This is a genomic window from Thioclava indica (assembly GCF_000714545.1).
GTDB classification, from domain to species: Bacteria; Pseudomonadota; Alphaproteobacteria; order Rhodobacterales; family Rhodobacteraceae; genus Thioclava; species Thioclava indica.
Genome location: NZ_AUNB01000054.1, coordinates 1 through 12,328, shown reverse-complemented (window position 1 = coordinate 12,328; position 12,328 = coordinate 1). Strand labels below are relative to the sequence as shown.

The following is a 12,328-nucleotide window of genomic DNA, read 5'->3' as shown; positions in this document are numbered from 1 at the left end:
CCGCCGCAACCCCGCCAGAAGCGTAAGGGTGAACTTCGTCACAGACAAAGCGCCCTGCGTTGGCACGACCCCACGGCCTGAGCGCATGAAGAGGGGGGTGTTTAACTGGTGCTCCAGCCTGCGGATTCCCGCGCCGACGGCCACAGTGGAGACATCGTTCTTCCGCGCTGAATCGGACATGCTGCGTGTCATCCATGTGAATAGGTAGAAAATTAAAGCGTTGTTATCTAGAGCCATTTCGTCACTTAACTAAAAGAGATATGGCTTTAACTATTTCATATGTCTACTGTTTTTTCAATGTCGAATAGCAGTGAAAAGGGGCCAACATAACGCAGAGAAAAACAGTGCTTAAAAAGAACAATGAAATCACATTGGACGGCCGCTCGTTGACGCTCGGACAACTTGAAGCGCTATCCAATCAGAATATGAGGATTGCGCGCGCAGCTCACACCTTTGACGCGGTCAAATCAGCGCGCAGCGCTGTGGAGGTCACGATGTCCTCGGGGACCACGGCTTACGGTGTCACGACGAGCGTCGGGGCGTTTAAGGATTGTAAGGTCACGGATGAGGTCGAGCTTGAGTTCAACCAGCGGCTTTTGCGGGCGCATTTCTTTGCCATTGGCGAGCCGATCCGTCCCGAGATCGTCCGCGCGGCCATTGCGGTGCGCGTCAACTCGGCGCTGACGGGGCAGGCGGGTGTGCAGCCCGACCTACTGGATGCGCTGATCAATATCTATCACGCGGATGTTATCCCCGAAGTCCGTCCGCTCGGCTCGCTCGGCTGTGCTGATCTGGGGCTGATGGGGCAGATCGGTGCGGCGCTGATCGGTGAGGGTTATGCTTACTACGACGGCATACGGATGCCCGCTAAGGAGGCGCTAAATAAGGCAGGGCTCAAGCCCTATACGCCGAAGTCGAAAGAGGGCCTGTCGTTGGTCAGCTCCAACGCGACTTCGGTGGCCTCGGCCTCTTTGCTTCTGGGTAAAGCCTTCCGCCTTTTCTATCTCTCGGTGGCAGTTCTGGGCGCAAGTTCCGCAGGTTTCGCTGCATCTCGCCAGCCGTGGCGCTCGGCTGCTTATCACAAGGACGGGCTGACCCCCAATTTGGCACAATTTGCGCTCGATTCATTTGCGAAGGATTGCTGGACCGACCCCAAGCGGGTGCATGATCCGCTTTCATTCCGTTGCTCAATGCAGGTGCATGGCACCATGTTGGAGACGCTTGTCTACACGGGGCAGATCGCGCGTGAAACGATTAACAGCAGTGATGACAATCCCATTGTTCTCGACGGCGAGTTGATCACCTCTGGTCATTCCCTGCCGCAGCGGCTGACGCTGGCGCTGGAAACGCTGCTTTTGAACGTAGCGCATCTGAGCCGCAGTTCGCTCAACCGTGTGCTGGCTCTAGGCAAACGCGAGTTGACGGGGCTGTCGCGCAACCTCACTCCACGCGACGGTGCGGTGCTGGCCTTCGGCCCGCCCGTCAAACAGGCAGTCGATCTCTTCGCCTCCATCATCGATCAAAGCTCACCCGCCTCGCTGGTCAATGTGACCGTGGCTGATGGCATGGAGGACGAGGAAACCTTCTTGCCGCTCGTCACTCGCAAGCTGGAAGCGCAACTGGATTACTGGGGCAAGCTGCTGGCGCATGAGGCCTTTGTCGCGCGTCAGGCCGTCTACCTGCGCGGGGAGGAGCCGTTGCTCAAGGGGCTGGCGGGTGAGGTCATCGCATGTCTGAGCAACGAGTTACCGCCGATCGACGACGACCGCCTCTATTCCGACGATTTCATAGCCGCCGAACGCCTGCTGACGGACATGGACTGGATCGAGGACATGGCCGCAAAATACCCGTTTCCCACGTGGGAAGAGGGTCGTACGTAATGGACAAGGGAAGTGAAGATATGATCACGGGCTGCGACCTTCTGCTCAAGGGTAATGTGGTGCTCACCGATAAGGTGATTGAAAACGGTTATGTCGCGATCCGCGACGGGTCGGTGGTTGCGGTCGGGGCGGGTGCGGTGCCTGACGCGAAAGAGGTCGAGGATTACAGTGGGTCATACATCCTGCCAGGTGCTATTGACGCTCAGGTTCACAGCCGCAGCCAGAAGGGGCAGGAGGGTTTTGCGTGGTCCACCCGTTCGGCGGCGGCGGGCGGTGTAACCACGGTTGTGGATATGCCTTATGACGACGGGCAGTTGATCTGCGACGGGGTTTCCGTGCGTGACAAGGCGGCGGAGGGCGAACGCGAGGCTCGTGTAGATTTTGCGCTTTACGGAACCTGCCACCCCGAAGTTGGTCCCGCGAAAGTGGGCGAGATGGTCGAGGCGGGTGTCTGTTCGTTCAAGTTTTCGACTTTCGGCACCCATCCCGAACGTTTCCCTCGCATCCCGCCGCAAACGCTTTACGCCTGTTTCGCGGAGGTGGCGAGGTACGGGCTGGCCGCGGGGGTTCACAACGAAAACCACGAAATGGTCATGGCTGAGATCGAAAAAATCAAGGCCGCAGGCATCACCGACTATCGGGCACATGGTATGAGCCGCCCCGAGATAACCGAAACGCTTGCCATGGCGGAGATTTATGAGACGGGTGTCGCGACGGGATGTCCCGCCCATGTGGTGCATTGCTCGGTGGGGCGCGGTTACGAGATGTGCGCGGCTTATCAGAAGCAGGGTTACGAGACCTCCATTGAATGCTGCATCCACTATCTGACGCTGAATGAGGAAGAGCATGTCGCCAAGCTGGGCGGCAAGGCGAAGATCAACCCGCCCGTGCGTCCCGCCGCCGAGGTGGAAAAACTCTGGACGCATCTTGCGGCGGGTAATGTCACCATGATCTCGACCGATCACGTCAGCTGGTCCGAGGATCGCAAGACCGACCCCGACATGTTCAAGAATGCCTCGGGCGTTCCAGGTCTGGAAGCCATCTATGCGCTGTTGCTTAAGGGACTGAAGGAGCGGGGTTTGCCCTTTACGTGGGCGGCGCGCCTGCTCGCCGAGAACCCCGCCAACCACTTCCGCTTGTCGCACAGGAAAGGCGCGATCAGGGTCGGGCGCGATGCTGATATCGTTGTTATGGCCCAAAAGCCAGGCCCCTATGATGCTGCCGCCAGCGGGCACAATATTGTCGGCTGGAGCCCATATCAGGGGATCAATCTGCCATATCGTCCCGTTGCGACCTATGTGCGTGGGCAAAAGGTCTTTGATGGCGTGGATGTTCTGGCTGAACCTGGAAATGGGACATTCGTCGCGCCGTTGCGGGGATCGCAGGCATGACGATTCCCACGAATATGCTGCTGGATGAGGCGCGTCTGTGGTCGGAACTGATGGCTTTGGCCGAGATCACCGATCCCGACCGTCCCCATACCCGGCGCTCCTTTTCCAAGAGGTTTATCGAAGGGCGCGCGTATTTGACGGCGGCGTTCAAAGGGGCTGGGCTGTCGGTGCATGTCGATGAGAACGGAAATCTCGTGGGTCGCCTAGAGGGCACGGACCCTGACCTTGGAACGCTGGTCATCGGATCGCATTCGGACACCGTGCCCGACGGCGGGCGCTTCGACGGTGTGGCAGGGGTGGTCGCGGGGCTGGAAGTGGCACGCGCGCTCAAGCAGTCGGGCATTCGTCTGCGGCATTCTCTGGAGATCATTGACTGTCTGGCCGAGGAGATGAGCGAATACGGTCTTTCTTGCGTCGGCTCACGTGGGCTGGTGGGCGAGCTTGCGCCTGAGATGCTGGACTATCGCGGGCCGAAGGGCGAGACGCTCGCGCAGGCCATAGAGCGGGTCGGGGGGCAATCGGCCTCCATCACGCAGACACCGCGCCGCGACATCACCGCCTATCTGGAACTGCACATCGAACAAGGCCGCGTGCTTGAGAGCAAGGGGCTTGATGTCGGCGTCGTAACCAATGTCGTGGGCATCACGCGGATCGAGATCGACGTGACGGGGCAGTCTGATCACGCAGGCACCACGCCAATGGACATGCGCCGAGATGCGCTGTCGCTGGCGGCGGAACTTGCCCTTGAGATCGAAAGGTTGGCCCGCGAGATCGCCGCGCGCGGTGCGGGCTATTTCGTCGCGACCACGGGCGAATTTGAGATCATGCCCAACGCGGCCAATGTCGTCCCAGGTCAGGTGCGGATGGTGCTCGACGTACGCACGGATGTTGTCACGCTGAAAGATGATTTCGTCGCAGGTCTTGAACTTGCGGCGCAAAGGCTCGGCTCCGCGCGGGAAGCATCGATCGAAGAAATCCGTGTGCTGTCGGACTCTGCGGCCACCCTCTTTGACGCCGCCCTGATCGAACAGTTGCAGCGGGCGACGGATCACTTGGGGCTCTCCGCCATTCAGATGCCGAGCGGGGCAGGGCATGACGCGGTGTTCTTCTCGCGCATCGCACCCGCTGCGATGGTCTTTGTGCCCTGCCGTGACGGGCGCAGCCATTGCCCTGAGGAATGGTCCGAGCCGCACCAAATAACCGCTGGCGCTGCGGTGTTGCTCGAAACGATTTTCAGGGTGGACGGCCTGTCACAGACCCCCACAGAAAACGCGCCCGAATAGAGCGGCGGAAAGGAAGAATAGCATGAAGCGAGTACTAACTATTGATGATGTCGAATTCGCGATCAAAGGCGGCTCCGTCTATGCGTGCGGCGGTGGCGGTTGGGCCGATCACGGCCGTATGCTCGGCACGGCAGCGGTGAACGCGGGCCAGCCCGAACTGGTCACGATGGACGAGGTCGAGGATGACGCATGGATTGCGACTGCGGCGGCGATTGGTGCCCCTGCGGGCACGACCCAGTGGCAGATGCTCGGCATGGATTACGTCAAGGCCGCGCAACTGTTGCAGGACCGCCTGGGCGCGCCGCTCTATGGTCTGATGATCGGGCAGAACGGGAAATCCAGCACGCTGAACGCATGGCTGCCCTCGGCGGTTATGGGCTTGAAAGTGATCGACGCGGTCGGCGATCTGCGCGCCCACCCGACTGGAGATATGGGGGCCATCGGCATGGCCAATTCGCCCGAGCCGATGATCCAGACCGCCGTTGGCGGCAACCGTGCCAACAACTCCTATCTCGAACTGGTGGTCGAAGGGGCGACGGCGAAGGTCTCTCCTGTTTTGCGCACAGCGTCCGATATGTCGGGCGGATTTATCGCCTCGTGCCGCAACCCGCTGCGCGCAAGCTACGTGCGCCAACATGCGGCTCTGGGTGGTATCTCGAAAGCGCTGTCGCTTGGCGAGGCGATTACGGATGCCGAGTCCAAGGGGGGGCAAGCGGTCATCGATGCGATATGCGCTGAGACAAAAGGGGTGATCCTGCTGCGCGGGAAAGTGACCAAAAAGGCAGTTTCCTACACGAATGAAGCCTTTGATATCGGCACGATTTCTGTCGATACTGGAGGCGCCTGCAGCACTCTGTATGTCATGAACGAATATATGGCGGTTGACGGCGCGAACGGGGAACGACTCGCCACCTATCCGGAAGTCATTACGACGCTGGATGCTAATGGCCATCCGCTGAGTGTGCACGAAGTGTTTGAAGGTATGGAGGTTTTCGTTCTCCACGTTCCGAAATTAAACATTCTGCTCAGCTCAAGCGTTGTGGATCCGGCAGTTTATCCTCCCGTTGAAGCTACTCTGGGCATCAAGCTCGCCGAGTTTGTTCTCTAACCCGACCGGAAGGCGTTGAACCATGACGAAAAGATTTGATGTGACATCGGGGACGGAACTGCGCTGCAAGGGCTGGCGTCAGGAGGCGCTGTTGCGTCTGCTCGAAAACGTTCTGGCCGTGGGCGAAGACCCAGAAAACCTAGTGGTCTATGCGGCCCTTGGCCGTGCGGCGCGGGACTGGCCGTCGCATGATGCAATTGTCCATGCGCTCAAGACCATGGACGAAGACGAGAGCCTGATCGTGCAGTCGGGCAAGCCTATTGGCGTGATGAAGACGCAGAAGAACGCGCCGCTGTGTATCATGGCTAACTGCAACATGGTCGGGCAGTGGGCCAAGGCAGAAAACTTCTACGAGTGGGAGAAGGACAATCTGATCTGCTGGGGTGGCCTGACCGCAGGCGACTGGCAGTATATCGGCTCCCAAGGGGTTATTCAGGGCACCTACGAGATTTTCAGCCGCATTGCCGAACGTCATTTCGACGGCGAACTGCATGGTCGTTTCATCCTCACGGCGGGTCTTGGTGGTATGGGCGGGGCACAACCGCTGGCGGGCACTATGGCGAATGCAGCCATTCTGACCGTAGAGGTTGACCCCGAGCGCATCACCAAACGCATGGAGATCGGCTTTCTGCAGCATCAGGCCAAGGATCTTGACGAGGCGCTGGCAATGATCCGCGAGGCGCAGGAGAAGAAACAGCCGGTCTCGGTTGGCCTGTGCGCGAATGCCGCTGAGGTCTACCCCGAAATCCTGCGTCGCGGGATCGTGCCCGATGTCGTGACAGACCAGACATCCGCCCATGATCTCGTCTACGGTTACGTGCCGCATACGCGGACCCTTGAGGACGCAAGAAGCCTGCGCGCCGACCACAAGGGCATCCTGATGAAGGAAAGCCGCGAGAGCATTGCGCAGCATGTGCGGGCCATGGTGGAGTTTCAGAAGCGCGGGGCGGTGGTCTTTGACAACGGCAATCTCATCCGCACCCATGCCAAGGAGGGCGGTGTCGAAGATGCCTTCGACATTCCGATCTTTACAGAAGCCTTCTTACGTCCGCTGTTCTGTCGCGCCATCGGTCCCTACCGCTGGATTGCACTCTCCAACGATCCGCAGGATATCGCCAAGATCGACGAATTCCTGATGGAGCGGTTCCCCGACAACAAGATTGTCACAAACTGGATCACCCTCGCGCGCGAGTATGTGCCTTTCGAGGGGCTTCCCGCCCGCATCGCATGGCTGGGTCACGGCGAACGCACAGAGCTGGCTCTTGCGGTCAACGAGATGGTGCGGAACGGCGAGTTGTCTGGGCCAATTGCCTTCACACGCGACCACCTGGACGCAGGGGCCATGGCGCACCCCAATATCATGACTGAAAATTTGCTTGACGGCTCGGACGCAATCGCGGATTGGCCGTTGCTGAACGCCATGATCAGTTGTTCGTCCATGGCCGATCTCGTGGCGATCCATTCGGGTGGCGGCGGCTATTCAGGGTACATGACCTCGGCGGGGATCACCGTTGTGGCCGATGGCACAGACGCCGCGGCTCAAAGGCTGGAGCATTCCATCACTAACGATACGTCGCTGGGTGTCATGCGCTACGCAGATGCGGGCTACGACGAGGCACGCGACGAGGCCGAGATCAAGGATATCGGCTGGCTGGCAGTCGGAGCGGATGCCTGACGGGTTTCCGACTGCGATCGGAATTTCGGGAAGAGACAATAAGCAAGGGGCGCCGCGCAAGGCTTCCCTCACCAAGAAACGAAACGACTTAAAACAAGAGGGAGAACTCAAATGAAACTACTTAGAGCACTCGCAGCCGCTGCACTGTTCGGTGCGGCGAGCATGGCCCATGCGGACGACATTGTTGTTTCTTCGAAAATCGATACCGAGGGAGCCTTACTGGGCAATATCATCTATCAGGTACTGGAAAATGCTGACCTTCCCGTTGAAAACCGCCTGCAATTGGGGGGGACGCCGATTGTGCGTGACGCTATCACTACCGGTCAGATTGACATCTATCCGGAGTATACCGGAAACGCGGCCTTCTTTTTCAATGAAGCTGACAGTGACGTCTGGCGTGATTTTGACGCCGGATATAAGCGCGCCGCCAAGTTGGATCTGAAACAGAACAACATTGTCTGGCTCACGCCTGCACCGGCCAACAACACATGGTCAATTGCTGTTCGTTCCGACGTTGCCAAAGCCAATGACCTTCACACCATGTCCGATCTGGGGAAGTGGATTGCAGATGGCGGAAAGGTGAAGCTCGCCGCGTCGACGGAATTTGTGAATTCGCCCGCAGCGCTTCCGGCGTTTGAAAAAACCTACGGATTTACCCTTGCGCCAAATCAACTGGTGCAGCTGTCAGGGGGCGATACAGCTGCCACGATTGCAGCCGCAGCACAGCAGACATCTGGCGTCAACGCTGCGATGGTATACGGTACGGATGGAGCAATTTCGGCTGTCGGCCTGAAAGTCATGACCGATGATAAATCGGTTCAGCCTGTTTATGCGCCCGCGCCACTTGTCCGCAAGAAAGTGCTGGACGCTCATCCGGAAATCAAAAAGCTGCTCGATCCGGTTTTCGCGCAGCTTGATTTGGAAACTCTGCAAGACCTCAACGGGCGCATTCAGGTGAACGGTGAACCCGCCGCCGAAGTGGCTAAGAGCTTTCTGGAGCAGATCGGTCAGCTTCAGTAAGGCCTCCCACAAACTCGCTGCGAAGACCCCTGTCTTCGCAGCTCCAAAATAGGAGTGTCTTATGCACAGCGACACGACCTCTTTGCCACGGCGACGCATCACCCTCAGTCCCCCTGGTGTGGTGTTTGCGGTGATCGGTCTGGCGGCCCTGTTTGTACCGATTGTCACTTTCAAACCCAACCGTATCGTTCCGGGGGATGGTGTGTGGATCACCACCGCCTATGACGGTGTCGCGGGGTGGCTCATTGTCGCCATTCTCGCGCTGCTCTTTCTCACCGGCGCGCTGAAATCCCTTCCGCCTGCGGTGCGGATCGTGGCCGCACTGGCGGGGCTTTTGGGCACCATTGTCATCCTTGGCCATGTGGCCACGTCATTGATCGCCGATAGTGCACGCGGTGCGCGGGTCTCTCCTGCGGCGGGCCTGTGGTGTATGCTGGCCGCCTATCTTCTCGCGGCGGTGGATGTGCTTAATCGTCTGGAGCTTTCCCTGCGTGCGCGCTGGATGGTTCTGGCGGGCACGGTGATCGTCGTCGTTCTGGTCTTCGCATCGGGGTATCTCGCAAACGTGTCCGTGATGATGGAATACGCGGGCCGTCAGGCGGGGTTCAACGCGGCCTTCCGTCAGCATCTGGTTCTGGCTTTCGGCTCGCTTGGTATTGCCTTGGTGATAGGCTTTCCCATCGGTGTGCTGCTCTTCCAGGTGAACGGCCTGCGCCGTCCTGTTCTGGGCGCGCTGAATCTGATGCAGACTGTGCCGTCGCTGGCACTCTTCGGGATCATGATCCCCATCTTCGGCTGGATCGCCATGAATGTGCCGATGGCCGCGAAACTGGGGGTGGCGGGGATCGGCATTTTCCCCGCGCTCGTGGCCTTGCTGTTCTATTCGCTCCTGCCTGTTGTCTCCAACACGTTGGTCGGCCTCACGGGGGTTGCTCCAGAAGTCGGTGAAGCCGCGCGCGGCATGGGCATGACAAATGCGCAAGTGCTCGCCCGCGTGCAAATCCCGCTTGCGCTCCCCGTGGTGCTGACCGCGATCCGCATCGTTCTGGTTCAGAATATCGGCCTTGCCGTTATCGCGGGCCTGATCGGCGGCGGTGGCTTTGGCACCTTCGTGTTTCAGGGCCTCAACCAGTCGGCCATGGATTTGATCCTACTTGGCACACTACCCACAATCGCCCTTGCGCTCGTCGCGGGCACGACGCTCGACCTTCTTGTCGATGCATTGAACACATCACCCCGCAAACGGAGTGCATCATGATACAGATCGAAAATCTCACCAAACGCTACGGGAGCACGGAAGTCGTTCGCGGCGTCAGTCTCAGGGTCAGACAAGGGGAAATTGCGGCGCTCGTTGGCACTTCGGGATCGGGGAAAACGACGCTGCTGCGGATGATTAACCGCCTTGTCGAACCAACGGAAGGGCGTGTGCTGATCGACGGCGAGGATGCGTCGGGCATTCAACCCCATCTGCTGCGCCGCAGAATCGGCTATGCCATTCAAGGCCACGGGCTGTTCCCGCACCGCACTGTCGGGCAAAACATCGCGACGGTTCCCCATCTTCTCAACTGGAGCAATCGCGAGATCGACGCGCGCGTAGATGAATTGCTGCATTTGTTCCAACTTGATCCCGCGCAGTTCCGTGATCGTATGCCGCACGAGCTTTCAGGCGGTCAGCAACAACGTGTCGGTGTCGCCCGCGCACTGGCTGCCCGTCCCGAAGTTCTACTGATGGACGAACCGTTCGGCGCGCTTGATCCTGTCATCCGTGCCAAGGCGCAGGCCGATCTTCTGGAGTTACAGAAGAAACTCGGCACGACGCTGGTGATCGTTACGCATGACATGGAAGAGGCAATTGCGCTCGGCGACCATATCGCCGTGATGGATAAGGGGCGCCTGTTGCAATACGGCACGCCGAAAGACCTTCTGACGCAACCCGCCGATGATTTTGTCGAGTCCTTGATCGGGTCCGCCGAGCGTCCATTCCGCCTGTTGTCTCTGACGACGGTCGCTGATCTGGCGGAGCAGGGGGAGGCAACGGGCGCAACAATCGCGCGAACGACCAATCTGCGCGACGCTCTGGCCGAATGCCTGTGGCGCGGTGTGGATGTGCTGCCGCTTGACGGGGGCGGGGTTGTGACCTTGAACGCCTTGCGGACCTCTGGTCGCGGTCTCGCCGAAACGCAAGGGGAGGTTAACTGATGGTTGGCCGTTTTCTTTTGATTGTCCTGACCCTTGGTCTTTGCACATTTGTTGTGCGCCCCGAGATGTTCGAGGCGGTGTTTCAGCCGTTCACCCAAAACGACGCACCCGCGATCTACACACAGACGAGTCTGTTGCGCCTGACACTCTCGCACCTCGCTTTAGTGGCCTGCGCGGTTCTCGCCTCGACCATTATCGCGGTTGCTCTGGGCATTCTGGTGACGCGCGAATTCGGGCGCGAGTTCCTGCCGCTGGCACGCACTATTGCCTCCGTTGGGCAGACCATTCCGCCCGTGGCCGTCCTGGCCCTGTCAGTACCCATGATGGGCTTCGGCGCCGCGCCGACGCTGTTGGCGTTGTTCCTCTACGGCCTCCTGCCCATTTTCGAGAACACGGTGACGGGCCTGACGAACCTGCCGCCCAATGTGATCGAAGCGGCGCGTGGTGTGGGGCTGATCCGCAGACAACGGTTGTGGTCGGTGGAACTGCCTCTGGCCTTCCCGATGATCCTCGCGGGTATCCGTCTGTCCACCGTCATCTCGCTCGCCACGGCCACGATCGGTTCCACGATTGCGGCGCCCACGTTGGGCGAAGTAATTATCGCGGGGCTGCTCACATCCAACTCGGCCTATGTGCTACAGGGCGGGCTTGTCGTCGGCCTGATTGCGATCATCATCTACGAGGTTTTCAGCTCTCTGGAACATTCGGCGGCGCGGAGACTTGGGTTCCAGATGGACGCCTGATCCCGTTAGGCATCAAACGCCCGGGACACAGGCAGGTAGGTGGGACTCTGTTGCGCAAATCGGCTGATGGTCGAGGTTCCCCCATCCCCGGACAGACTTATCCTACGGCCTCTGTGACGGGTATGCCGAGCGCGGTGTAACCATTCAGGACGATTATGCGGATCTGGAGTTCAGCGACCTGACGGTCGAAGTCCCGCGTCATGAGACGCTGCCCGAGCAGTTTCATACAGTGCATCCAATGACCGGCAGGGTATTTCCGAAGGAAATGTCCCGAGAGGTTTCGTTTCGACGCGGCTTCGGCGGTGATAGCCGCTCCAGTTTCGCCAGAGCGCCCGACCGAGATACTTCGACGCCCGCAAGGCTTCGTTTCGTGCGACCGTTCCAAGGGTGTTCGGCTTCCATGGTTTTGCGTTCTTGCGGGGTGGGATGACGGCGGCAGCGCCTCGATCCGCAATGACATCATGGCACTTGCGCGTGTCATAGGCGCCGTCTGCGGTGACGCTACCAATCTCCTGTTCGGGTGGGATCCGATCGAGCAACTCCGGCAGCATGGGCGCGTCGCCGATGCCACTGCTGGTGAACCCAACGGCTTGGATATCCAGCGTTTGCTCGTCGATCCCCCTCTCGGCGATTGCTTGCAATCGCCTGCCGGGCAGCGGAGGTGGATCTTGCGCCAAACGCGCCGTTTGGAACCGCCATGCTTGCGTGCATTCCACTCGCCTTCACCCTCCATTGCCCGGCAGGCGCATCTGAAAGATGCGGCCGAGAGGAGACCTTGATGCCGGTGCTGTCCGCTGCCCGGCAGGGTATTGCAGAGCAATGCCCGAGAGGGGATCAGCAGGTGTAAAGGCCCCTTCGAGCCGCGATACGGGATGTTCACGGCCAAGGTCTTCTGGCGGCGGGACAGCGTGCTGAAGTCGGGCACTGCCCAGTCCAAGCCGATCAATTTCAGCAGGCTCTCGACAAACCCGGTAGTCTGCCGAAGCGCCATGCCGAGCAAGACCTGAACCGCCCCGGGTTTACCGGAGG

General features: G+C 59.6%; 10 protein-coding genes and 2 pseudogenes. 9 read left to right on the top strand and 3 right to left on the bottom strand.

Annotated elements, in window-relative coordinates; translation table 11 throughout:
* Positions 1-237, bottom strand: a 237-nt coding sequence (locus tag DT23_RS19180) for a helix-turn-helix domain-containing protein (RefSeq protein ID WP_156023974.1), incomplete at its 3' end; no start/stop codon positions are given.
* Between the two features lie 107 nt (positions 238-344).
* On the opposite strand from DT23_RS19180, the gene DT23_RS14700 reads away from it, so the two are divergent.
* The 9 genes from DT23_RS14700 to DT23_RS14660 all read left to right on the top strand — a co-directional run bounded on the left by DT23_RS14700 (position 345) and on the right by DT23_RS14660 (position 11,299).
* Positions 345-1,880 (top strand): aromatic amino acid lyase, encoded by a 1,536-nt coding sequence (locus tag DT23_RS14700; protein ID WP_051697331.1) that lies wholly within the window; start codon positions 345-347, stop codon positions 1,878-1,880.
* A complete protein-coding gene (locus DT23_RS14695) occupies positions 1,880-3,271 on the top strand; it encodes a dihydroorotase (RefSeq protein WP_240473631.1) in 1,392 nt (463 codons plus the stop codon). The genes DT23_RS14700 and DT23_RS14695 overlap by 1 nt, the downstream gene beginning before the upstream one ends.
* Positions 3,268-4,554, top strand: a complete 1,287-nt coding sequence (locus DT23_RS14690) for a Zn-dependent hydrolase (RefSeq protein WP_038132421.1) — start codon at positions 3,268-3,270, stop codon at positions 4,552-4,554. The genes DT23_RS14695 and DT23_RS14690 overlap by 4 nt, the downstream gene beginning before the upstream one ends.
* A 22-nt stretch (positions 4,555-4,576) precedes the next feature.
* The gene (locus tag DT23_RS14685; RefSeq protein ID WP_038132419.1) at positions 4,577-5,662 is read left to right on the top strand and encodes a DUF917 domain-containing protein; all 1,086 of its coding nucleotides are present in this window, start codon (positions 4,577-4,579) and stop codon (positions 5,660-5,662) included.
* Positions 5,663-5,684: 22 nt separating this feature from the next.
* The gene (locus DT23_RS14680) at positions 5,685-7,337 is read left to right on the top strand and encodes a urocanate hydratase (protein ID WP_038132418.1); all 1,653 of its coding nucleotides are present in this window, start codon (positions 5,685-5,687) and stop codon (positions 7,335-7,337) included.
* 111 nt (positions 7,338-7,448) lie between these two features.
* On the top strand, positions 7,449-8,357 hold the full coding sequence (gene osmF, locus DT23_RS14675; protein ID WP_038132417.1) for a glycine betaine ABC transporter substrate-binding protein OsmF: 909 nt from the start codon (positions 7,449-7,451) through the stop codon (positions 8,355-8,357).
* Positions 8,358-8,418: 61 nt separating this feature from the next.
* Positions 8,419-9,615, top strand: coding sequence for an ABC transporter permease (locus DT23_RS14670; RefSeq protein WP_051697330.1), 1,197 nt, complete (start codon positions 8,419-8,421; stop codon positions 9,613-9,615).
* Entirely contained in the window at positions 9,612-10,556 is a 945-nt protein-coding gene (locus DT23_RS14665; RefSeq protein ID WP_038132414.1) for an ABC transporter ATP-binding protein, read from the top strand. The genes DT23_RS14670 and DT23_RS14665 overlap by 4 nt, the downstream gene beginning before the upstream one ends.
* Positions 10,556-11,299: an ABC transporter permease gene (locus DT23_RS14660; protein WP_051697329.1), complete on the top strand. Its 744-nt coding sequence runs from the start codon at positions 10,556-10,558 to the stop codon at positions 11,297-11,299. The genes DT23_RS14665 and DT23_RS14660 overlap by 1 nt, the downstream gene beginning before the upstream one ends.
* 97 nt (positions 11,300-11,396) lie before the next feature.
* On the opposite strand, the pseudogene DT23_RS19175 reads toward DT23_RS14660, so the two are convergent.
* Both DT23_RS19175 and DT23_RS20345 read right to left on the bottom strand, forming a co-directional pair.
* Positions 11,397-12,032, bottom strand: a pseudogene (locus DT23_RS19175) (IS5 family transposase); the annotation flags it as partial.
* Positions 12,033-12,124: 92 nt separating this feature from the next.
* Positions 12,125-12,328: pseudogene (locus DT23_RS20345) on the bottom strand (transposase); the annotation flags it as partial.

What these genes read in the sequence shown, in the direction of transcription:
- DT23_RS14680 (WP_038132418.1), top strand. Translation starts at nt 5,685, where the DNA reads ATGACGAAAAGATTTGATGTGACATCGGGGACGGAACTGCGCTGCAAG.
- osmF (WP_038132417.1), top strand. Translation starts at nt 7,449, where the DNA reads ATGAAACTACTTAGAGCACTCGCAGCCGCTGCACTGTTCGGTGCGGCG.
- DT23_RS14660 (WP_051697329.1), top strand. Translation starts at nt 10,556, where the DNA reads ATGGTTGGCCGTTTTCTTTTGATTGTCCTGACCCTTGGTCTTTGCACA.
- DT23_RS14670 (WP_051697330.1), top strand. Translation starts at nt 8,419, where the DNA reads ATGCACAGCGACACGACCTCTTTGCCACGGCGACGCATCACCCTCAGT.
- DT23_RS14665 (WP_038132414.1), top strand. Translation starts at nt 9,612, where the DNA reads ATGATACAGATCGAAAATCTCACCAAACGCTACGGGAGCACGGAAGTC.
- DT23_RS14690 (WP_038132421.1), top strand. Translation starts at nt 3,268, where the DNA reads ATGACGATTCCCACGAATATGCTGCTGGATGAGGCGCGTCTGTGGTCG.
- DT23_RS14695 (WP_240473631.1), top strand. Translation starts at nt 1,880, where the DNA reads ATGGACAAGGGAAGTGAAGATATGATCACGGGCTGCGACCTTCTGCTC.
- DT23_RS14685 (WP_038132419.1), top strand. Translation starts at nt 4,577, where the DNA reads ATGAAGCGAGTACTAACTATTGATGATGTCGAATTCGCGATCAAAGGC.